The 22196-nt window shown below is 55.5% G+C and carries 23 protein-coding genes; 15 read left to right on the plus strand and 8 right to left on the minus strand.

Annotated elements, in window-relative coordinates; genetic code table 11:
- Positions 1 to 70: 70 nt before the first annotated feature.
- From topA to tldD, 3 genes are all read right to left on the minus strand, one after another.
- On the minus strand, positions 71 to 2779 hold the full coding sequence (gene topA / locus ACXLHR_RS02100; RefSeq protein ID WP_458789893.1) for a type I DNA topoisomerase: 2709 nt from the start codon (positions 2777 to 2779) through the stop codon (positions 71 to 73).
- 129 nt (positions 2780 to 2908) lie between these two features.
- Positions 2909 to 4042 (minus strand): DNA-processing protein DprA, encoded by a 1134-nt coding sequence (gene dprA, locus ACXLHR_RS02105; RefSeq protein WP_458789894.1) that lies wholly within the window; start codon positions 4040 to 4042, stop codon positions 2909 to 2911.
- A 395-nt stretch (positions 4043 to 4437) separates the two neighbouring features.
- Positions 4438 to 5862 (minus strand): metalloprotease TldD, encoded by a 1425-nt coding sequence (tldD, locus tag ACXLHR_RS02110; protein WP_458789895.1) that lies wholly within the window; start codon positions 5860 to 5862, stop codon positions 4438 to 4440.
- 180 nt (positions 5863 to 6042) lie between these two features.
- Here tldD and coxB point away from each other — a divergent pair, with 180 nt between their 5' ends.
- From coxB to ACXLHR_RS02175, 13 genes are all read left to right on the plus strand, one after another.
- Entirely contained in the window at positions 6043 to 6873 is an 831-nt protein-coding gene (coxB, locus tag ACXLHR_RS02115) for a cytochrome c oxidase subunit II (RefSeq protein WP_458789896.1), read from the plus strand.
- Positions 6874 to 6952: 79 nt separating this feature from the next.
- On the plus strand, positions 6953 to 7885 hold the full coding sequence (cyoE, locus tag ACXLHR_RS02120) for a heme o synthase (protein WP_458789897.1): 933 nt from the start codon (positions 6953 to 6955) through the stop codon (positions 7883 to 7885).
- A 1-nt stretch (position 7886) separates the two neighbouring features.
- Positions 7887 to 8090 carry a hypothetical protein gene (locus tag ACXLHR_RS02125; protein WP_458789898.1) on the plus strand — a complete coding sequence of 68 codons (204 nt, stop codon included), beginning with the start codon at positions 7887 to 7889 and terminating at the stop codon, positions 8088 to 8090.
- A gap of 38 nt (positions 8091 to 8128) precedes the next feature.
- Complete coding sequence (locus ACXLHR_RS02130) at positions 8129 to 8704, plus strand: cytochrome c oxidase assembly protein (RefSeq protein WP_458792446.1); 576 nt, start codon at positions 8129 to 8131, stop codon at positions 8702 to 8704.
- 28 nt (positions 8705 to 8732) lie between these two features.
- Entirely contained in the window at positions 8733 to 9545 is an 813-nt protein-coding gene (locus ACXLHR_RS02135; RefSeq protein ID WP_458789899.1) for a cytochrome c oxidase subunit 3, read from the plus strand.
- Positions 9546 to 9654: 109 nt separating this feature from the next.
- The gene (locus tag ACXLHR_RS02140) at positions 9655 to 10332 is read left to right on the plus strand and encodes an SURF1 family protein (protein WP_458789900.1); all 678 of its coding nucleotides are present in this window, start codon (positions 9655 to 9657) and stop codon (positions 10330 to 10332) included.
- 3 nt (positions 10333 to 10335) lie between these two features.
- Positions 10336 to 11721: a threonine synthase gene (gene thrC / locus ACXLHR_RS02145; RefSeq protein ID WP_458789901.1), complete on the plus strand. Its 1386-nt coding sequence runs from the start codon at positions 10336 to 10338 to the stop codon at positions 11719 to 11721.
- Positions 11718 to 12986 carry a M16 family metallopeptidase gene (locus ACXLHR_RS02150; RefSeq protein ID WP_458789902.1) on the plus strand — a complete coding sequence of 423 codons (1269 nt, stop codon included), beginning with the start codon at positions 11718 to 11720 and terminating at the stop codon, positions 12984 to 12986. Before thrC ends, ACXLHR_RS02150 begins: the two co-directional genes overlap by 4 nt.
- Positions 12987 to 13571, plus strand: coding sequence for a GNAT family N-acetyltransferase (locus tag ACXLHR_RS02155; protein WP_458789903.1), 585 nt, complete (start codon positions 12987 to 12989; stop codon positions 13569 to 13571). It begins immediately after the preceding gene.
- A gap of 122 nt (positions 13572 to 13693) precedes the next feature.
- Entirely contained in the window at positions 13694 to 13978 is a 285-nt protein-coding gene (locus ACXLHR_RS02160) for a co-chaperone GroES (protein ID WP_458789904.1), read from the plus strand.
- Positions 13979 to 14074: 96 nt separating this feature from the next.
- The gene (gene groL / locus ACXLHR_RS02165; protein ID WP_458792447.1) at positions 14075 to 15718 is read left to right on the plus strand and encodes a chaperonin GroEL; all 1644 of its coding nucleotides are present in this window, start codon (positions 14075 to 14077) and stop codon (positions 15716 to 15718) included.
- Positions 15719 to 16321: 603 nt separating this feature from the next.
- Positions 16322 to 16762 carry a GNAT family N-acetyltransferase gene (locus ACXLHR_RS02170; RefSeq protein ID WP_458789905.1) on the plus strand — a complete coding sequence of 147 codons (441 nt, stop codon included), beginning with the start codon at positions 16322 to 16324 and terminating at the stop codon, positions 16760 to 16762.
- A gap of 27 nt (positions 16763 to 16789) precedes the next feature.
- The gene (locus tag ACXLHR_RS02175) at positions 16790 to 17638 is read left to right on the plus strand and encodes a DMT family transporter (protein WP_458789906.1); all 849 of its coding nucleotides are present in this window, start codon (positions 16790 to 16792) and stop codon (positions 17636 to 17638) included.
- Here ACXLHR_RS02175 and ACXLHR_RS02180 read toward each other — a convergent pair.
- A complete protein-coding gene (locus tag ACXLHR_RS02180) occupies positions 17604 to 18050 on the minus strand; it encodes an NUDIX domain-containing protein (protein WP_458789907.1) in 447 nt (148 codons plus the stop codon). The two genes, ACXLHR_RS02175 and ACXLHR_RS02180, sit on opposite strands and share 35 nt — an antisense overlap.
- Before the next feature lie 88 nt (positions 18051 to 18138).
- Between ACXLHR_RS02180 and ACXLHR_RS02185 the strand changes: the two genes are divergently transcribed.
- Entirely contained in the window at positions 18139 to 18885 is a 747-nt protein-coding gene (locus ACXLHR_RS02185) for an alpha/beta fold hydrolase (protein ID WP_458789908.1), read from the plus strand.
- Positions 18886 to 18888: 3 nt separating this feature from the next.
- On the opposite strand, the gene ACXLHR_RS02190 is transcribed toward ACXLHR_RS02185, so the two are convergent.
- The 4 genes from ACXLHR_RS02190 to ACXLHR_RS02205 form a co-directional block, all read right to left on the minus strand.
- On the minus strand, positions 18889 to 19938 hold the full coding sequence (locus tag ACXLHR_RS02190) for a 5-(carboxyamino)imidazole ribonucleotide synthase (protein ID WP_458789909.1): 1050 nt from the start codon (positions 19936 to 19938) through the stop codon (positions 18889 to 18891).
- A complete protein-coding gene (gene purE, locus ACXLHR_RS02195; RefSeq protein WP_458789910.1) occupies positions 19931 to 20419 on the minus strand; it encodes a 5-(carboxyamino)imidazole ribonucleotide mutase in 489 nt (162 codons plus the stop codon). The genes ACXLHR_RS02190 and purE overlap by 8 nt, the downstream gene beginning before the upstream one ends.
- Positions 20420 to 20481: 62 nt before the next feature.
- A complete protein-coding gene (locus ACXLHR_RS02200) occupies positions 20482 to 20697 on the minus strand; it encodes a YdcH family protein (protein ID WP_458789911.1) in 216 nt (71 codons plus the stop codon).
- Between the two features lie 76 nt (positions 20698 to 20773).
- A complete protein-coding gene (locus ACXLHR_RS02205) occupies positions 20774 to 21436 on the minus strand; it encodes a hypothetical protein (RefSeq protein WP_458789912.1) in 663 nt (220 codons plus the stop codon).
- Positions 21437 to 21780: 344 nt separating this feature from the next.
- Here ACXLHR_RS02205 and ACXLHR_RS02210 point away from each other — a divergent pair, with 344 nt between their 5' ends.
- Positions 21781 to 22194 (plus strand): Hsp20 family protein, encoded by a 414-nt coding sequence (locus ACXLHR_RS02210; protein WP_458789913.1) that lies wholly within the window; start codon positions 21781 to 21783, stop codon positions 22192 to 22194.
- The last annotated feature ends 2 nt before the right edge of the window (positions 22195 to 22196 follow it).

Below are 22196 nucleotides of genomic sequence, written 5' to 3' on the forward strand. Positions count from 1 at the left end.
ACTAACCTTACAAATATGAAGGTATAGCGGTTACGTCAATCGTTTTGCAGTCACAAATCCGTCACCGATGTTACTCGATGACGTCGCCATCCCCGTCATTGGTATCTTCAACGGGGGCCGCTTTTTTGCTAGCGGCTTTCTTTGCGGCAGGTTTCTTTGCAGCGGGTTTTTTCGGCGCAGGTGTTTTGGCGGCGGGTTTCTTAGCTGCCGGTTTTTTCGCAGCGGCTTTCTTTTTGGCAGGGGCCTTTTTCTTGGAAATGCTTTTGCCAGATTTTGCAGCGCGTTCCGCCAATAAAATCACTGCAAAATCCAGTGTCACATCCGCAGGCTCAGTGGTGTCGGGAATGGTCGCGTTGATCTTTTCCCATTTCACGTAGGGGCCGTATTTACCGGTATAGATATTCACAGGGCCGCCCGCTTCAGGGTGTTCGCCCAACTCGTATAGCGGTGCGACGGCCTTGCCACGTTGACCGCGACTGGCAATTTTTTCGGCCAACAGTTGCACCGCGTGGTTCATGCCCACGGTCCAGACGTCATCGATGCCTTCAAGATTGGCATTGGTGCCGCCGCGATCCGAGGTGGATGCCGCGTGTTTCAGGTAGGGTCCGTAACGCCCGATATTGGCCCAAACGGTGATCCCATCCTCGGGGTGCGGGCCGATTTCGCGCGGCAGCGACAGCAGCATGACGGCTTTTTCCAAGGCCAGCTCTTCGGGTTCCCAGTCTTTGGGGATTGATTGGCGCGAGGGCTTGGGGATTTCTTCGGTCGCTTCGCCGCGCTGCACGTAGGGGCCAAAGCGGCCTTTGAAAACGCGGATTTCGTCGCCGTCATCAGAGCCTAGCAGCTTGCCTTCGGGAGGAATAGCCGAGGCTTCGGCCTCGGGGTTTGGCGGGCCGAATGGACGCGTATACTTGCATTCGGGATAGGCCGAACAACCGATAAACGCGCCGCCAGAGCGGGCGGTGCGCATCGACAAACGCCCCTTGCCACAATTCGGGCACAACCGTGGATCTCCGCCATCTTCCGTCGGTGGGAACAGATGGGGGGCCAGGACGTCGTTGATTTTTTCGAGCACTTCGGTGATGCGTAGATCGGCCGTTTCGGCGATGGCAGCCGAGAAATCGGTCCAGAACCGCTCGAGCACTTTCTTGTAATCGGCGTCGCCTGCGGACACTTCATCAAGCTGGTTTTCAAGATCAGCGGTGAAGTCATAACCGATGTATTTGTTAAAGTAATTTGTAAGGAAAGCCGTCACCAGACGCCCTTTGTCCTGTGGAATCAGACGGTTCTTGTCCTTTTCCACATAGCCGCGATCCTGGATTGTGGTCACGATTGACGCGTAGGTTGACGGACGGCCGATGCCCAACTCTTCCATGCGCTTGACCAATGTGGCCTCGGTGTAGCGGGGCGGCGGCTGCGTGAAATGCTGCTCTGGCGTGACGCTGGATTTCTTGGCCACTTCGCGTTCGCTGATCTGCGGCAGGCGCTTATCGTCCTCGTCGGTGCTGTCGTCTTTGCCTTCCTCATAAACCGCAAGGAAACCGTCAAACAACTGCACTTGTCCGTTTGCGCGCAACATCACCTGTCCGTCAGCCGAGCCGATATCAACAGTCGTGCGCTCGAAACGGGCGGCGGCCATTTGGCTCGAAAGAGTGCGTTTGTAGATCAAGTCGTAAAGCTTGCGCTGGTCGCTGTCAGCGATTTTGGCATCTTCCAACGCGACCATCAGGTCGGTCGGGCGCACACATTCGTGGGCTTCCTGCGCGTTTTTTGCTTTGTTTTTATAGACGCGGGCCTCGGCGGGCAGATAATCCGCGCCGTATTTCTCTTTGATCGCGTCGCGGGCGGATGTGATGGCTTCGGGGGCCATGTCGATGCCGTCGGTCCGCATGTAGGTGATCAGGCCGGCCTCGTAGAGCCGTTGGGCGACGGACATGGTTTGGCGCGCGCCAAAGCCGAATTTGCGGCTGGCCTCTTGCTGCAAGGTTGAGGTCATAAACGGCGGTGACGGATTACGCGTGCCGGGTTTTGCTTCGACGGTTTGCACGGTCAAATCGCGGCTGGTGATGGCCTGCACGGCCAATTCGGCTTGGGTGGTGTTTGCGATGCTGAACTTGTCGAGCTTTTCGCCCGCAAGCTGTGTGAGCCGCGCTTCGTAGGTCACGCCGCGGGGGTTCTCTAAGACAGCTTTGACCGACCAATATTCTTGATTACGAAAGGATTCGATTTCCATTTCGCGCTCGACGATGATGCGCAAAGTCACAGATTGCACGCGGCCTGCGGATTTTGCGCCGGGCAATTTGCGCCACAACACGGGCGATAATTTGAACCCGACCAAATAGTCCAGCGCACGGCGCGCGAGATAGGCGTCGACCAGCGGCACGTCGACTTGGCGCGGGTTTTCCATCGCTTTCAACACGGCGGTTTTGGTGATCGCGTTGAACACCACGCGGCTGACAGGCGTGTCTTTCTTGATCGCTTTTTTCGCAATCAGAGCTTCGGTCAAATGCCAGCTAATCGCCTCGCCTTCGCGGTCGGGGTCGGTCGCCAAAATCAGTTCGTTGTCGTTTTTTAGCGCGTCAACAATCGCCTTAATATGTTTTTTACTGTCGCTGGCGATTTCCCATTTCATGTCGAAATCTTCGTCCGGCAGTACGGAACCGTCTTTTGGCGGCAAGTCGCGAACATGGCCATATGAAGCCAATACCGTATAGTTGCTCCCCAAATAACCGTTTATTGTCTTGGCTTTAGCGGGGGATTCGACGACGACAACTGGCATGGGAATCCTTTAAAAACGATTGATCTGGCTATGACTGAGGTACATGTGGTTGACCGTAAGGGAATGTCAATGCGCCCAGGAGTCAAAGGGGAAAGTTATGTCCCCTGACATCACAATGCGTTTTGCGCGTCAATGCGCCAGTGCAATTAGACCGCCAGATTGCCGCGTTATTTTCCCGTCAAGCTCTAGCGTGACGATGGCGGGAGCGACTGTTGTGCTGTCGGTGCCAAGGTCGCGGATGAGTTGATCCTCTGCGACAGGCGATGGTCCTAGGCGTTGCAGGATAAGGTCGTGGAGTTCGGCAGTTTCGCGCAGGGTGCGCGCGGGTTTAGCGGGCATTTCCTGCGGCAGTTCGGGGGCGGTGACCAGAGGTTGCGCAGCGCCAAGCGCCTCGATCACGTCGTCTGCGCCGCGCACCAATGTGGCGCCGTCGCGGATCAACATGTTGCGGCCCCAAGCCCGCGCATCAAACGGATGACCGGGTACGGCGAGGACTTCGCGGCATTGGTCGAGGGCGTTTCGGGCGGTGATGAGGGAGCCGGATTTGGCGGCGGCTTCTATGACGACGACGCCGCGTGCGAGGCCGGAGATTATCCGGTTGCGGGCGGGGAAGTGGCGCGCTTGGGGTTGAACGCCCATGCCCATTTCGGAAATGCGCAGGCCAGAGCGCGAGATATCTTCGGCGAGTGCGCGGTTTTCTAACGGGTAGATTGTGTCGACGCCGCCGGCTTGCACGGCGATTGTGCCGGTTTTCAAAGACCCGAGGTGGGCCGCCGTATCGACGCCGCGTGCCAGCCCCGAGACCACGACAAAGCCTGCGTCGCCAAGGTCAGCCGCGAGTTTTTTCGCCATGCGTAAGCCGAGTGAGGAGGCATTGCGTGCGCCCACAAGGGCGATGATTGGACGTGACGGTAACGACAGATCGCCCAAGCACCATAAGGCGGCGGGTCGGTCTGATAAGTCATTGAGAGCAATGGGATAGCCGCGTTGTCCTGCGATCAGGAGTTTGGCACCTGCGGCGCGTGCGGCCTTGATTTCTGCGGCTACGACCCCTTCGGGGCAGGGCGCATAGTCGGCAGCGCCAGCGGCTTTTGCGATGTGTGGCAGGGCGTCGAGCGCGGCGATGGGGCAGCCGTGTTCAGCCATCAAACGGTGGAAGGTGGCTGGTCCTACGCGCCGTGATCGCAACAGGCGGAGGCAGGCGAAATCAAACGCTTCCGTTTCGGGGGGGAGTGATGTGGAAGGGTGTCTGGTCTCGGTCATCCGTTGCTCCGCCATGTTGCCCGCTGATTAGACATGGTTAGGGTTAATGAGGAGTGAACAGGAGTTTATATATTTGATCGGTGGCTGTGCAAAACGGTTAACGGCCTGATTTTAGGGTCTTTGTGCGGTCTTTATTGCGTCTTCCAGACGTCTTTTTTGCGTATGGACAGAGGCGGAGTGGAATAAAGTTAACGAAATTCATCCGAATCGGGTTTGGATCTGGCGAAAGCACGGGTCGGCGCGGTAGCCGCCGATCCAGTCGACTGCGCCAATGGCGGTGGGCTGTGAAGATTTTGCACTGTCAGAGGCAGCGCAGATGACCCACATGCGACCGCGCGAAATTATGGAGCGGAGCTTGTGGGGTCATCTTTGTGGGCTGCGTAAGAAGCCGATCACTATTTGCCGGCCGCACCGCCGATTGTCAGCCCACCGATTTTTAAGGAGGGTTGGCCGACGCCGACGGGGACCCATTGTCCTGCTTTGCCGCAGTTGCCAATGCCCGGGTCGAGTTCCAGGTCGTTACCGATCCCTTGGATGTTTTTCAGCGAGGTGGCACCGTCACCGATCAGCGTGGCGCCTTTGACGGCTGCGCCGACAACGCCATTTTTGACGCGGTAGGCTTCGGTGCAGGAGAACACGAATTTACCGTTGGTGATGTCGACCTGACCGCCGCCAAAGCCTACGGCATAGATGCCGTCAGCGAGGTCAGCCACGAGGGATGCAGGGTCGGCGTCGCCTGCCAGCATATAGGTGTTGGTCATGCGGGGCATCGGGGCGTGTGCGTAAGATTCGCGCCGCCCGTTGCCTGTGGGGGCGACGCCCATGAGGCGCGCGTTTTGGCGGTCTTGCATGTAGCCCACAAGGATGCCGTCCTCGATCAGCGTGTTTTTCGCGCTCGGCGTGCCTTCGTCGTCGATGGTGATCGAGCCGCGTCGGTCGGGAATGGTGCCGTCGTCGAGGACGGTGACGCCACGTGCCGCAATTTGTTGGCCCATCAGCCCTGCGAAGGCGGAGGTGCCTTTGCGGTTGAAGTCGCCCTCAAGCCCGTGGCCAATTGCCTCATGGAGTAAAATGCCCGGCCATCCTGGCCCGAGGACCACGTCCATGACGCCTGCGGGGGCGGGTTCGGCGTCGAGGTTCACGAGAGCGATACGCAGCGCTTCGCGCACGGCGGGTTTCCAATGGTCCGGCGAGATCAGACCGATCAAGCCTGTACGTCCGCCCGCACCTGCGCCGCCAGATTCGCGTGTGCCGTTGTGTTCGATGATCACCGAGACGTTGAGGCGCGACATCGGACGGGTGTCGGTGACAAGCGTGCCTTCGGGGCGCAGGATCAGCACCTCTTGATGCGACGCGGCGAGGGTGGCGGACACTTGCACCACGCGACTGTCCAGATCGCGGGCATATGCGTCAATTTCGCGCAGGATGTCGATTTTGGCGGGAAACGTGGCTTGCAGCATCGGGTCTTCGTCGGAATAAAGTTTTGTATTGGTGCCAATCGGACCCTCGGCGAGGGTGCCGCCGCCTGCACCCACGGCCAGACGCGTGGTTGCAACGGCGCGGCGCAGCGCGTGTTCGTCGAGTGTTGTCGAATGTGCATAGCCTGTGGTTTCGCCACGCACGGCGCGCAACCCAAACCCTTCGGAGGCATCATAACTTGAGGTTTTCAAGCGCCCGTCGTCAAACGATAACACTTCGGATTTGCGCCGTTCGAGAAACAACTCACCGTCATCTGCCCCCATCGTGGCCTCGCGCAGCAGGGCGGTGGCCGTGTCACGATCAAGGGCGGTATCAAAGGGTGAAAATGGGTCTGCGGACATGACGTTTCCTGACATTTGGCGAAAATAGTGGTGTGTGCGGCTGTTTACCGCGATTGCAGTTCTTGAGTTGTCCATCAAGATATGGGACATGAACGGGTAGATACAACGGGATTCCGCCCTTAGTTCGGGCGACACACCTTAAAGATGCGCCTAAGGGCGCCATGACAGACAGGTTACGATATGCGTTTAAACACGATTGCGACTTCACTATGGACTTCGGCTGGTCTGGTGCTTGCGGGCTCTTCCGTATTTGCTCAGGAAGTAGACCAAGAGCTTGAAATCATTGGCGCGCCTATTGACGGGTTGATGAGTTTTCAGCCTGCCGCGACCGAACTTGCGCGTGACGTGCATTGGTTGGACAATATGCTTTTGGTGATTATTGCCGTGATCACATTGTTTGTGACCGGCCTGATGGCATGGGTCGCAATTCGCTATAATCAAAAGTCGAATCCTACCGCCAAGACATTCACGCATAACTCCCCACTGGAAGTTGCCTGGACGATCCTGCCGATTTTGGTTCTTGTCGTGATTGGCGCCTATTCACTGCCGATCCTGTTCAAGCAGCAGGAAATCCCCGAAGCAGACATCACGATCAAGGTTACCGGATACCAGTGGTATTGGGGTTACGAATATGTAGATGACGCTGTCGCCTTCGAGAGCTATCTTTTGCAGCGCGATGAATTGGAAGAGTACGGTTATTCGCAAAGTGAATACCTGTTGGCGACAAACACTGCCGTCGTGATCCCGGTTGGTGCCACGATTGTGATGCAGTTGACCGGCGCGGATGTGATCCACTCGTGGACTGTTCCTGCGTTTGGTGTGAAGCAGGATGCGGTTCCAGGTCGTTTGTCGCAGCTATGGTTTGCTGCTGAACAAGAAGGTATCTACTTTGGTCAGTGCTCCGAGTTGTGCGGCAAAGACCACGCGTATATGCCGATCACAGTGAAAGTTGTGAGCCAAGAGACTTACGACAAGTGGTTGATTGAAGCGAAAGAAATCAACGGCGTTTAACGATTAGACTGGCGCGGGATGATCCCCGCGCTAGCTCTGTCTTTAGAATGGGTGCGCCCGTTACCCCTTGGAAAATATGATGACTGATATGACCACACAGGACACACCCTATGAGGCGAGCATGGGCGACTATTTCGCCTTGTTAAAGCCGCGCGTGATGTCGCTGTCGATTTTTACCGCTTTGGTTGGCCTTTTGGTCGCGCCGGTTCCGGTGCATCCGTTTATCGGCTTTGTCGGTGTGTTGTGCATCGCGGTCGGGGCAGGGGGATCTGGCGCGCTGAATATGTGGTGGGACGCTGACATTGATGCGGTGATGAAACGCACCGCCAAACGCCCGATCCCGTCGGGTCGTGTGCAGCCGGGTGAGGCGCTGGGCATTGGCGTGGCGCTGGCGGGATTTGCTGTGATTCTGCTGGGGCTTGCTACGAATTTGCTTGCTGCTGGTCTGCTTGCATTTACCATCTTTTTTTACGCCGTGGTCTATTCCATGTGGCTCAAGCGCTCTACCCCGCATAACATTGTGATCGGTGGTGCTGCGGGGGCCTTCCCGCCGATGATCGGCTGGGCTGTAGCGACGGGCAATGTGACCCTCGAATCTGTGTTGATGTTTGCGCTTATTTTCATGTGGACGCCGCCGCATTTCTGGGCATTGGCTTTGTTTGTCAAATCGGACTACGGCGATGCGGGCGTGCCGATGTTGACTGAAACTCACGGTCGCGATGTGACCCGCCGTCATGTTATTATCTATGCGATTTTGTTGGTACCTGTTGCGATCGGACTTGGGTTCACGTCGATTGGTGGCCCGATTTATCTGGTGACGTCGGTGTTACTAAACCTGTGGTTTGTTGCCGGTTGTTTCAAAATATGGCGCCGTGATGATGCGGCTGCGGACGCTGATAATTACACCGTCGAAAGACAGGTCTTTAAGGTTTCGCTGTATTACCTGTTCTTACACTTTGGCGCATTGCTGGCACAAGCCGCCCTGCGCCCCTACGGCTATGGAGGCTGGTAGTATGGCTATTCGCGTTGAACATGAAATCCACAATCGCCGCAAAGGGCGCAATTTTGGTGTCTTGGGCCTATTGATCGCACTTGTCGCCTTGGTTTTTTCACTGACGGTTGTGAAGGTGCTGGAATTGGGCGATGCGCGACAATTTGAAACCTTCGATCATGTGGCAAGACCTGCGATTATCCCCGAAGAGGGAGACACACAGTGAAAATATTTCCAAATATCCAAGGCCCGCAGCGCACAGTGATGCAAACCGTCAGCGTCGTGGTCCTCATGGGATCGCTCGCTTGGGCGTCGGTGCCGTTTTACGATTGGTTCTGTCGCGTGACAGGCTTTGGCGGCATAACGAACATTGCCGATGCAGGCTCTGACGTGATCTTGGACCAGACGATCAAGGTACGCTTTGATTCTTCGCTGGATCGCGACATGCCGTGGACGTTCAAACCGATGCAGCGTGAGATGACTCTGCGCATCGGAGAGACAGGGCTGGCATTCTACGAGGCTCATAACCCGCTTGACGTGCCGGTTGCAGGTCAAGCCGCCTATAACGTAACGCCTTACGAGGCAGGTGCGTTTTTCGACAAAATCGAGTGTTTCTGCTTTACTGAACAGGTGCTTCAGCCAGGTGAGACGGTGATGATGCCGGTGTCGTTTTTCGTAGACCCTGCTATCGTGGCAGACCGCGAAGGGCAGTATGTGCATACCATCACTTTGGGTTATACGTTCTACCAGGTCGACCTGCCCGAAGCTGAAATGCAGGCCGCTTTAGACGCGCCAACCACTTTGACATCTGCGCCACAAACCGCCATAGAATTGAACTAAGACCAACAAGCCGATAGGGAAAACTGCAATGGCCCACGAAAAGAATCACGACTACCATATCTTGCCACCATCAATCTGGCCTCTGGCCGGGGCGCTCGGCGCGTTTATCATGCTTTTCGGCGCAGTTCTTTGGATGCCAAAGGAAGGCGGCGGACCCTATGTTTTCCTTATCGGCTTGGCGCTGGTGCTTTATGTGATGTATGCATGGTGGGCTGACGTTGTCGCGGAGAGCCATGTTGGCGATCATACACCTGTGGTGCAGATCGGCCTGCGTTATGGTGTGATTATGTTTATCATGTCAGAAGTCATGTTCTTTGCCGCATGGTTCTGGTCGTTTTTCAAACATGCGATGTATCCGATGAATCCTGATGGCACGTCGCCGCTGGTTGATGGCATTTGGCCACCTGCGGGCATCGAGACCTTTGATCCGTGGCACCTGCCGTTGATCAACACATTGATTTTGCTGTGTTCCGGTATGGCCGCGACTTGGGCGCACCACGCGTTGGTTCATGAGAATAACCGCGAAGATATGAAGTGGGGCTTGATCCTTGCCGTGGTTTTGGGCGCGCTGTTCACCGTATTTCAAGTCTACGAATATTCCCACGCGGCCTTTGGTTTCTCGGGCAATATCTACGGCGCGAACTTCTTTATGGCGACCGGTTTCCATGGCTTCCACGTTCTGATCGGCACGATCTTCTTGCTGGTCTGCTTGATCCGCTTGCAGCGCGGTCACTTCACACCGGAAAACCACGTCGGCTTTGAAGCGGCGGCTTGGTATTGGCACTTTGTGGACGTCGTTTGGTTGTTCCTGTTTGCAGCAATCTATATCTGGGGCGCGTAAACGCTGATTGTGTCGGATGGGTCTTGACCCCTCCTTGATGCCAAAACATACAAAGGCGCGCGTAGGTACCTGCGTGCGCCTTATCTTTTGCATAAAGCGAGACCTGCATTTGCGACGCATTCTGTTCCCATTGTTTCTCGGCCTTAGCGGCCTGATTGTGCTTTGCTGGTTGGGTTTTTGGCAACTGGACCGTCTGGCGTGGAAACAGGATATTCTTGCGGATATCAACGCACGTCTGACCGCCGCGCCCGTGGCCCTACCTGCAACACCGGATGAGGCGCGCGATGCCTATTTGCCCGTCACTCTGGATGGCACGGTTGTTGGTCCGGAGCTACATGTTCTGGTTTCCGGCACTGCTGCTGGGACAGGCTATCTCGTTATTCGCGCCTTTGAGACCACAGACGATCGCCGCATTCTGGTTGATGCGGGCCTGTTGTCGTTAGAGGATAAGGCGACGGTGCCCACCGCGCAAACCGGCACATTGACGGGCAATTTGATCTGGCCGGATGATGTCAACAGCGCCACGCCGGAGCCTGATGTTGAAAAAAATATCTGGTTTGGCCGCGATGTGGTAAGCATGTCGGACGCGTTGCAAACCGAACCGTTGATGGTCGTGGCCCGCGACCTGACCCCTGCCGATCCGCGCCTGACAGTGTTGCCTGTAGACACGATTGGCATCAAGAATGACCATCTTAGCTATGCGGTCACATGGTTCGGGCTGGCGTTTGTTTGGGCCGTGATGACCCTGTTTTTGATTTCTCGCACTCTGCGCACGAAGGACACTTAACTGATGCGTTATATCTCTACTCGCGGCAGCGCGCCCGCGCTGACATTTGAACAAGCGATGATGACGGGATTGGCCCGTGACGGTGGGCTTTATGTGCCTGAAACCGTGCCGACGCTGACGACGAAGCAGATCGCGGATATGGCGGGTAAGTCATACGAAGAGGTCGCGTTTGAGGTGATGCGTCCCTTTATCGGCGACACGTTTTCAGACGGTCAATTCAAGGATCTGATTGCGAAAGCCTACGCCGGCTTTGATCACGCTGCGCGCGCGCCTTTGGTGCAACTGGCCCCTAACCATTTTCTGCTTGAGCTGTTCCACGGTCCGACCTTGGCATTTAAAGATTTCGCCATGCAGCTGATTGGCCAGATGTTTCAAGCCGCGTTGACCCGTTCGGGCGAGCGGATTACCATTGTGGGCGCGACCTCTGGCGATACCGGTTCAGCCGCGATCGAGGCGTTTCGGGGGTTAAAGAATGTCGATGTGTTCGTTCTGTTCCCGCATGGACGGGTGTCGGAAGTGCAGCGCCGCCAGATGACCACACCGGTTGAGGCAAATGTGCATGCGCTGGCGATGGATGGTGATTTTGATGATTGTCAGGCGATGCTCAAGGATATGTTCAACGATTTTGATTTCCGCGACGAGGTCAATCTTGCGGGTGTGAATTCGATCAACTGGGGCCGCGTTCTGGCGCAGGTTGTGTATTATTTCACGGCTGCTGTCAGCCTTGGTGCGCCGCACCGCGAGGTGTCGTTTACTGTGCCAACGGGTAATTTTGGTGATATTTTTGCAGGCTATATTGCCAAGAAGATGGGGTTGCCGATTGCCGAATTGGTGGTCGCGACCAACCAGAATGATATTTTGCACCGTACTTTGCAGACCGGCGCATATACCAAAGAAGGTGTGGTGCCGAGCATAAGCCCGTCGATGGACATTCAGGTGTCGTCGAATTTCGAGAGGGCGCTGTTTGATGCTTACGGGCGTGATGGTGCTGCTGTTTCTGCCCAGATGGATGATCTGAAAACGGGCGGTTTCCAGATTTCGCAGGGTGCGTATCAGATGTTGAAAGACACATTTGTGTCGGGCCGTGCCTCTGAAGCGGAAACTTCTGCGGCGATCAAGAAATATCTGGCGCATCACGGCGAGTTGCTGTGCCCACATTCTGCCGTTGGCGTGCATGTGGCAGAGGATCATTTGGGCCGCATTCCGATGATCACATTGGCCACAGCGCATCCTGCAAAATTCCCAGATGCCGTAAAAGCGGCCAGCGGCGTCGCGGCACCTCTTCCCCCGCACATGGCGGACCTATATGACCGCCCCGAGCGCGTGACTCGCGTAAAAAATGACATGGGCGCCCTTCAAGCCCTCATCAAAGAGCGGATCAAAGTTTGACTATTGAACACCACACGCTGTCCAACGGGTTTCGGATCGTCACTGAGAACATGCCCGGCCTGAAATCTGCAAGCATCGGCGTTTGGGTCGATGTGGGTGGCCGTCATGAACGGCTGGAACAGAACGGCATCGCGCATTTTCTGGAACATATGGCGTTTAAGGGGACCAAGAGCCGCACTGCGTTGCAAATTGCCGAGGCGATCGAGGATGTTGGCGGGTTTTTAAACGCCTACACGAGCCGCGAGAATACCGCCTATTACGCGCGTGTTTTGCAAGAAGATGTGCCGCTGGCGCTAGACGTGATTGCAGATATTTTGATGAACTCGACATTCGAGCCGTCCGATATCGAGTTGGAACGTGGGGTGATTTTGCAAGAGATCGGCCAAGCCAATGACACGCCTGACGATATTATTTTCGATTGGCTGCAAGAGATTGCCTATCCTGATCAGGCGATTGGTCGCCCGATACTAGGTCCTGCGGAACGTGTGCAGACATTTATGCGTGATGATCTGACGGCGTTTGTGGGTGAGCATTATGGTCCGGGTCAGATGATCCTCGCCGCCGCTGGCGGGATTGATCACGACAAGATTGTCATGCAGGCAGAGGCGCTGTTTGGCCATTTATCCCCTGTGATCCGTGATCCAAAGCTGTTGCAGCCTGCCAAATTTGGCGGTGGTGAATTGCGCCGGAACAAGGATCTGGAGCAGGTGCATTTTGCGCTGGCGCTAGATGGTCCCGACTACCGCGATCCTGCGATATATACCGCGCAAATCTATGCATCGGTGATGGGTGGCGGAGTGTCGTCGCGATTGTTTCAGGAAATTCGCGAGAAACGCGGGCTATGCTACACAATCTTTGCGCAGGCGGGCGCCCATGAAGACACCGGCATGACCACAATTTATGCTGGCACCAGTGCCGAGCAGATTGCCGAATTGGCCAATGTTACGATTGACGAGATGAAGCGTGCCGCAGACGATATGACGGCAGCCGAGGTTGCCCGCGCGCGCGCGCAGATGAAGGCTGGATTGTTGATGGGGCTTGAGAGCCCGTCGAACCGTGCTGAACGACTTGCGCGATTGTTGTCAATCTGGGACCGGATCCCGACATTGGACGAGACAATCGACCGTGTGGACGCGGTGACGACGGGCGACGTGAAAGAATTTTCCGGCCAGATGGCAGGGCAGGCGGCGTCCGCGATGGCGCTTTATGGTCCGGCAGAAGCTGCGCCGACATTGGATGAATTGAAGGCGCGTTTGGTGGCGTAGATGCTGGGATTCCGCAAAACAGTCAGGTTAGAATCAGAGCGTATGACTCTGCGCCCACCGGTGCATGGCGATTATCATGCGTGGTCGGCGTTGCGTCAGGACAGCGAAGAGTTTCTGGCGTCGTGGGAGCCGACGTGGGCCACGGATCATTTGTCGCGCAAGGCATTCACCAACCGCGTGTATTGGGCGCAGCGCTCGATTTCGTCGGGAAATGCGGTGCCGTTGTTTTTGGTGCGCCGCACGGACGATGCTTTGCTCGGTGCGATCACATTGGATAATATTCGCCGTGGCCCTGCGCAGGCAGGCACCACCGGCTATTGGATTGGCCGGGATTATGCCCGTCAAGGTTTTATGAAAGAAGCAATCGAGGCGGTTGTGCATTATGCGTTTAACACGCTTGATTTAAGCCGGATCGAGGCGGGCTGCTTGCCGGAAAACACGCCAAGCCGCCGTCTATTGGAGCAGTGCGGCTATAAATACGAAGGGGTGGCACAGTCCTATTTGCAGATCAACGGTCGTTGGCGCAACCATGTGCTTTATGCGAATTTGCGTGCCGACAGGCGTGGCAAAACAGATGTTGGATAAACGTCGAGAAATTCCAGATCAGACTGCTTGACTAAGCATCGGAGGCTCCTTAGATATCTTTTGTTGGCACTCGCAGGATGTGAGTGCTAACGCAGAGAAACACGAACTGGAGACGCTCCAAGATGGCATTTACACCACTTCACGACCGCGTTCTTGTCCGCCGTATCGAAGGCGAAGAGAAAACTAAAGGCGGCCTGATCATTCCAGACGCAGCAAAAGAAAAGCCTGCCGAGGGCGAAATCGTCTCTTGCGGTACAGGCGCACGCAAAGACAGCGGCGAGTTGATCGCGATGGATGTCAAAGCTGGCGACAAAATTCTGTTCGGCAAATGGTCCGGCACAGAAGTTAAGATCGACGGCGAAGACCTGCTGATCATGAAAGAAAGCGACATTCTGGGCATCCTGTAAGGGTAAGCCGATGTCGTGGTGCGCAGAAACGCGCACCCTATCAAATATGGGTCGCTGAACGCGACCAATGCAATTTAATTTATGGAGCACATGAAAATGGCTGCTAAAGACGTAAAATTCGGGACCGACGCCCGCAACCGTATGCTTAAGGGTGTCAACATCCTTGCAGACGCCGTAAAGGTCACTTTGGGTCCAAAAGGCCGCAACGTGGTTTTGGACAAATCATTCGGCGCACCGCGCATCACCAAAGACGGTGTTTCCGTGGCTAAAGAAATCGAACTTGAAGACAAGTTCGAGAACATGGGCGCGCAGATGGTTAAGGAAGTTGCTTCCCGTACCAATGACGAAGCCGGTGACGGTACAACAACTGCAACAGTTCTGGCTCAGGCGATCGTTCGCGAAGGCATGAAGTCTGTTGCGGCTGGCATGAACCCAATGGACCTGAAGCGCGGTATTGATCTTGCGACAACAAAAGTTGTTGAAGCAATCATCGCAATGGCCCGTCCGGTCAACGACAGCGACGAAGTTGCGCAGGTCGGCACAATCTCTGCCAACGGCGAAGCAGAAATCGGTCGTCAGATCGCTGATGCGATGCAAAAAGTTGGCAACGAAGGCGTTATCACTGTTGAAGAGAACAAGGGTCTGGAAACAGAAACCACTGTTGTTGAAGGCATGCAGTTTGACCGCGGTTACCTGTCCCCTTACTTCACAACCAACACTGAGAAAATGACAGCCGAGCTGGAAGATGTGATCATCTTGCTGCACGAAAAGAAGCTTGGCTCCTTGCAGCCAATGGTTCCTTTGCTGGAATCTGTGATCCAGTCCGGTAAGCCATTGTTGATCATCGCAGAAGATGTTGAAGGCGAAGCGCTTGCAACTCTCGTGGTGAACAAACTGCGCGGCGGCCTGAAAATTGCTGCTGTTAAGGCACCTGGTTTTGGTGATCGTCGTAAGTCCATGCTGCAAGATATCGCTATCTTGACAGGTGGTCAGGTTATTTCCGAAGACCTCGGCATGAAGCTTGAGAACGTCACAATCGACATGCTGGGTTCTGCCAAGCGCGTGACAATCACCAAAGACGAGACCACAATAATTGATGGTGCTGGCGACAAAGCCGAGATCGAAGCTCGCGTCACACAGATCCGTGGCCAGATCGAAGACACAACATCCGATTACGACCGTGAAAAACTGCAAGAGCGCGTAGCCAAATTGGCTGGCGGTGTTGCTGTGATCCGCGTTGGCGGCATGTCCGAAGTAGAAGTCAAAGAGCGTAAAGACCGCGTTGACGATGCTTTGAACGCGACACGCGCTGCGGTTCAAGAAGGTATCGTTGTTGGTGGTGGTGTTGCTCTGGTTCAGGGTGGCAAAGCGCTTGACGGTCTTAAGGGTGCAAACTCTGACCAAGACGTCGGTATCCAGATCGTGCGTAAAGCACTGGAAGCACCGCTGCGTCAGATCGCTGAAAACTCCGGCGTTGACGGGTCTGTTGTTGCAGGCAAAATCCGTGAAAGCACCGACAAATCGTTCGGCTTCAACGCGCAGACAGAAGAATATGGCGACATGTTCAAGTTTGGTGTGATTGATCCGGCCAAAGTTGTCCGTACATCGTTGCAGTACGCATCTTCGGTTGCTGGTCTGTTGATCACAACAGAAGCAATGGTTGCAGACAAGCCAACTAAGGACGGCGGCGGCGGCATGCCTGACATGGGCGGCATGGGCGGCATGGGCGGCATGATGTAAGGAGTTTTTGCCGTAAGGCAAAACTCCGACAAGGCGACAGGTGAATGCGTGGCAATCACCGAAAGCCTTTATGTCGATCAATATAGAAGGGCGGTCCCATATCGGGGCCGCCCTTTTCTTTGTTGTATCGCAAGACGTGTCGGACCAGTTGATTTAAAAACTTTGGAAATTTTATAAATGAACTCAACATTGGCGAAACTTATGTCGTGTGCTTGGCTAGGGTATGACCGCTTACCCATGTTGTCCGTGGATTTGGCTAAAGCGATACGCAATGAGGCGAGACGTTTCGGCAAGTTGACCTAGATTATTTCGATGATCTGCTCGATCCGCATTGAGCGGCAAATCTTGAATTGCTGACAGTAGCGCAGATTGCGCAAGTGTTTGAAGAATTGTATTGCGCGCGTCATAAGCGTGAGGTGAGACTGATGAGGATAGATGCCATTTCTGAGGAGAAAGCCGTTGAAAGAGTGATCAAGCCTGCTGCTGCCCCATCCTAGAAAGTCTATTCTTTTCTGTTTTTTAACGCATTTCCCCCATATCGGAGCCCATATGTTCAACGCCCCCCAATTTGCCCGAGATTTGAAACGTGGAGAGGAGTCGGAGGTGGATACCTTGTTGCGCGCCGCGTTCGAGACACCAGCTCAGGCGAAGTTTGTCGAGGCATTGCGCAAATCTGGATTGATTGCGGGCGAACAGGTGATGCCGATGGGCGACCGGATCGTGGGGTATTATGCGCTGTCTTATATGGTCAAGCCAAAGGGTTGGCTGTGTTTGGTGCCGGTGGCGATTGCACCTGATATGCAGCGCCGTGGCTATGGCAAGCGCATGATGGGGATGTTGTCGGAATGGTCGCGATTGACCCAGTCCCCGATTGTGGTGCTAGGGGAACTTGCATTTTTTGAACGGGCAGGGTTTTCGCGCGGTGGGGCGGTGAATTTGACCAGCCCTTATCCGTTAGATCACACGATGGTGTGCGGGGTGGCAGCTGCGCCCGCGCAAGACTTGGTCTATCCTGCGCCCTTTGATCGATTGATGGTGGGTTAAAACCCATCCTACACGGGACGCTTTTGCATGACATTATTCTGGACTGTTGCGGCTGCAATGGCGGCTTTTGCAGCTAACTCTGTGCTGAACCGGATCGGCGTGGCGCACTATGGGATGGATCCGTTTGGTTTTGCCTTTCTGCGGGTGGCGTCAGGGGCGGCGATGCTGTCCGTTTTGGTCGTAAGCGCAGGCGCAAATCCGTTGCGTGGGGTGCTGGGCGCGTGGCGTGGTGCCTTGGCGTTGGCTGCCTATATGCTTGGGTTTTCTTATGCTTATTTGACCTTGGGCGCAGGTCTGGGGGCATTGATCCTGTTTGGCGTTTTGCAGGTGTTGATGTTTGGCTGGGCGATCTTGTGTGGTGCTTTGATCCCTGTGATGCGCTGGGTCGGGGCCTGCATGGCGTTGCTGGGGTTGGCGGTTTTGCTGTGGCCTGCGGGGGGTGCGGTGGTGCCTGTGATGGGCACGGTTTCGATGATAGGCGCCGCCGCAGGCTGGGCGGCGTATTCGATTTTGGGGCAGGGGGTGCGTGACCCGATCGCGGCCTCGGCGCGCAATTTCCTGTTGTGCTTGCCTTTGGTCGCGGTGCCGTTGCTGGCTGGTGAGGCAATCGGATTTCCCATGGGAGGCGTGATCGCGGCCTTACTGTCCGGGGCTGTCACGTCTGGCTTGGGATATGCGTTGTGGTACCGCGTTTTGCCGCAGTTGCACGTAACCTCAGCCGCGATTGCGCAGTTGAGCGTGCCGGTGATTGCGGTCGGGTTTGGCGTGCTGTTTTTGGACGAGCCGTTGACCAGCCGTATGGTGTTCGCAGGCATGCTGGTGCTGGGCGGGATCGGGATTTCTATTTTGAAATGGGTTCCAGCGCATCGTAGCTGATCGCGCTTGCCTCGCCCCATGCCACAGCACCTAAGCTGTCGGGTTTCACGCGTAGCCGTGCGACCTCGCCTCGTGTTGCCCATTTTCGTGCGGTGACGATGCCTTCGGGGTCGACCCATGTGTCGCTCAATTCCCCTGCTGTGACGGTGCAGCGGAAGTAGATGTCGACTTGGTGAAAGGTGCCGGTCGGGTCGTGAAATTCGTTCACAAGGCAGATATCGCCTACTTGGACCGCTAATCCGGTCTCTTCCATGATTTCGCGTGCAAGGTTTTGTGGCAGACTGCTATGGGGTTCGGCCCCGCCGCCCGGTGCGCACCATAGATCAAATCGTCCTTTCCAGGCGTTTACCAGCAAGAGTTTGTTATTATGTAAAATTATGGCGCGGGTCGCTATGCGGATGGGGCGTTTCATAAGGTTGATTCTGCCGTGACAGGCAGAACAACGCAAGGTTATCTTGATCCCCTCTAACAATCTGTTTTTCCGCTGCTATCTATGTGAAATGAAAATAGTGATTTTAAGTTTGTTGGTTATGATCTCTGCTGGCGCTGCGCGGGCGCAGGAGTGCGTGGTGATGCTGCACGGTCTCGCGCGATCTGAGGTGTCGTTTGCGCCCTTGGCGTTGGTGCTTGAAAGCAATGGCTATACCGTGGTGAACAGCGGTTATCCCTCGACCGAGGACACGATCCAGCGGTTGGTTCGGGAAAACCTGCCGGTAGATGTGGCCGCTTGCGGTGATGCGACTGTGCATTTTGTGACCCATTCGATGGGTGGGATATTGGCGCGTGCTTGGTTGTCTAACAATCGACCCGCAAAGATGGGGCGGGTTGTGATGTTGGCACCGCCCAATTCCGGGTCGGAGTTGGTCGATGTGTTTGGTGATTTCGAGCCGTTTCAATGGTTCAACGGACCCGCGGGATTGCAGTTGGGCACAGAGGCCAGCAGTTTGCCAAACCGGTTGGGCTTGGCCGAATACGAAGTTGGTGTGATTGCGGGGAACCGGTCGCTGAACCCGTTCTTTTCCGCGATGATCGACGGGGCTGATGACGGCAAGGTGTCTGTGGAAAGCACCCATTTGTTGGGCGAGGTCGATCATCTGGAATTGCCGGTCACCCATACATTTATGATGAACAACCCGCTTGTGATGGCGCAGGTTCTTGCGTTTTTGCAAAATGGCCATTTTGACCGCAGCTTAAGCTATGGCGGTGTGATTGGTGCGGGCATCGAAGAGGTTCTGGGCGTCGACTAGGGGTTATTTGACGTGGTTGATATGGCCCATTTTGCGCCCTGTTTTCACGTCGTCTTTACCATAAAGATGGATTGCGGCGCTGGTTTTGGCGATATCCGCCAGTCGGTCCATATCGTCGCCGATCAGGTTTTCCATCACCACGTCGCTGTGCCGTGACCCATCGCCCAAGGGCCAGCCTGCGACGGCGCGAATGTGTTGTTCAAACTGGTCGATGGTGCAGCCGTTTTGCGTCCAATGCCCTGAGTTATGCACGCGCGGCGCGATTTCATTCACGATAAGCCCTTTGGGCGTCACGAATAATTCCAGACCCATCACACCGACGTAGTCGAGCGCGTTCATGATGCGTGCCGCGATCAGCACCGCATCTGTGCGCTGGCTAGGTGTCAGTTTTGCAGGCACGGTGGTGGTCCGCAGGATGCCGTTTACATGCACGTTTTCACCTGGGTCATAGCAGGATACCGCCCCGTCAGCGCTACGTGCGCCGATCACCGACACCTCGTGGCTGAAGTCGATAAATCCTTCGAGCAGCGCGGGAGCGCCTGCCATGTCGACCAACGCCGCGTCGGCGTCAGCGGGCGACATGATCCGTGCTTGCCCCTTGCCATCATAGCCCATTTGCCGTGTTTTGAGGATCGCGGGCGTGCCGATGGTTGCGATTGCTTTTGCCAGATCATCCGCATTTTGCACATCGGCGAAAGGTGCGGTTTGTAGGCCGAGAGATTGTAGGAAATTCTTTTCGACAAGCCGGTCTTGGGATGTTGCGAGCGCGCCACGCGGCGGGTGGATTGGCTTGAGTGCCTCTAAGATGTCGAGTGCGGAGGTCGGGATATTTTCGAATTCAAACGTGATGACGTCTACTGATGCGGCAAAGGATTTTAAGGCTTCGATGTCAGTGTAGGATGCGGTTGTCACTGCATCTGCGACATGGGCTGCGGGCGGGTTCGTGGCGGGTTCAAAGATGTGGGTTTTCAGACCCAAGCGCGAAGCCGCATTCGAGAGCATACGCCCCAATTGTCCGCCGCCCAAGATACCGATTGTTTTTATATTATTCATCTTTTGGCTCGTCTGGAATGGAGGCGGAAAGGTCGGCGCGCCATGTGTCGAGGCGGGCGGCGAGGGCGGGGTCTTGTAGGGCCAAGATGCCAGCGGCCATCAATCCTGCATTCGCGGCCCCTGCCGCGCCGATTGCCATAGTGGCTACGGGGAAGCCTTTTGGCATTTGCAGGATGGAATAGAGGCTGTCGACGCCAGAGAGTGCACGGGTTTGCACAGGCACGCCGACCACAGGCACGCGGGTTTTTGATGCCATCATGCCGGGTAAATGTGCCGCGCCGCCTGCGCCTGCGATGATCACTTGCAGTCCACGGTCCACGGCGGTTTTGCCGTAGTCCCATAACCGGTCAGGGGTGCGGTGTGCCGAGACGATTTTTTTCTCGTAAGGCACGCCCAATGCGTCCAAAATCTCGGCGGCTTCGCGCATGGTGGGCCAGTCCGATTGGCTGCCCATGATGATTCCGACCAGTGGTTTTGTCATGTCTGTCCCCGAAGTATTACGAAGCCGCACTATAGCCAGCACGCCTGCGCGCGCAACGCGATTTAGGCAGTAATGTCGGGTGTAATCCGGTCCGCAAGTTCTGTGATCTGATCCTTGATCGCCAACTTTTGCTTTTTCAATCGTTTGAGCATTAGCATATCAGGCAAATTTTGATCGTGCAGCGCTTCGATTGCGTTATCCAGATCGCGGTGTTGTTGACGTAGGATCGCAAGTTCGACGCGCAGCACGTCGAGCTGTTCCATTTTGGCAGTGGTCATATATCGAGGCCCCGTTTCGGCAGTTAACATCCGTATAGGGGCTAGGGCTGATTCCTCCTAGTGTTACTTGGGAGGATTAATCGGCTAAGATGGTCAGATCAAAACCCCCGTCTATGCCGAATGCCCCCAGTTCGATGCCGATCTCATCTGGTGTGTTGTTGTCGGTGTCATAGCCGTAGAAATACCCGTCAACGTTGGATACCGATCCCAAAGGGCCGCCTGTTGTGACGTTAATTGGATTGCCGTTTTCGGTGGCGGTGATTGTGCCGCCGTTGATCGCGTTTCCGGTGATGGTTGCGCCCGTCACGGTGATCGTTACCGGCACGCCGCCGAGGGTCTGGTTTGCATCTAGGTAAAGTGTGCCTGTGCTTGGTCCGAAATTCGCAGTTATCGTCGTAGGTGCGCCGACCCATGTGACGTTTGGAGCGTAACCAGATGCTTCGCCAGCGAAGGTCGCGGAGTCGGTGGTGGGCATGTCTGCGATCGCTGTGCCAACGCCGTAGAACCCTTCTGCGCCACCGAATTCAGAGCCACCTTCGTAAGTACGTACATAGTCGTAGGTGCCTGTAAATTCTACGGGTGTGGTAACTGTGTACGGAGTTGTTCCATTGTCTAGCAATAACCCGTTTGCATCAATGCCGTCGCTATCGGTGATGCCAGCAAATGTTGTCGCACGCGTCGTGTGGTCGAGCGTTCCTGTGCCTTCGACACTCATAAGGTTTGCGAATGCGATGGCCATATCCGATATCGGTCGCATCCGTCCGACTAGTTGTGATGTGTCCGGGGTCACTTGGTCCAGCTAGTGATACATCTGCGTTGGGCCTTGCGTGCTAGAGCCGCAGCCCATCAGCGCGAGAGGCATGGAAATTGCAAATACTATGGAGGAATGACCTGTAAAACGCATGATATTATCCTAACCGAAATATAAGTGATAGCGCGAGGTTAGGCAGTTAGGTGCGAATTGCAAACATTCTTACGCGATACCGGGTTGAATTCACGCGCGCCTATTGCCATGTTTTAACATGTAGCAGTCGCCGTAACGGGACTGCGCAAGAGATGTCGCTTAGTTTGAGGACGTGTCGTATGACAAAATTAGCATTGGGGACGCATCCGTTCCTGTTGGGGTTCGAACAGCTGGAACGCTTGGTTGAACGTACCGCAAAGTCTGGTAATGAGGGGTATCCCCCTTATAATATAGAGCAGACGACCGATAATACTTACCGGATCACGCTGGCTGTTGCCGGTTTTGCGATGGATGATCTGGCGATTACGGTCGAAGATAATGCACTAGTGATCCGCGGTCGTCAGGGTGACGACAGCGAGGGCCGCGTGTTTTTGCATCGCGGGATTGCAGCGCGCCAATTCCAGCGGTCTTTTGTGCTGGCGGATGGTGTGGACGTGGGCGCGGCTGTGATCGAAAACGGCCTGTTACACGTCGATCTGAACCGCTCGACCCCCGAGCGTGTTATACAAACCATCAATATTCGGAAAGGATAACT

It is taken from the genome of Yoonia sp. MH D7 (assembly GCF_054439475.1).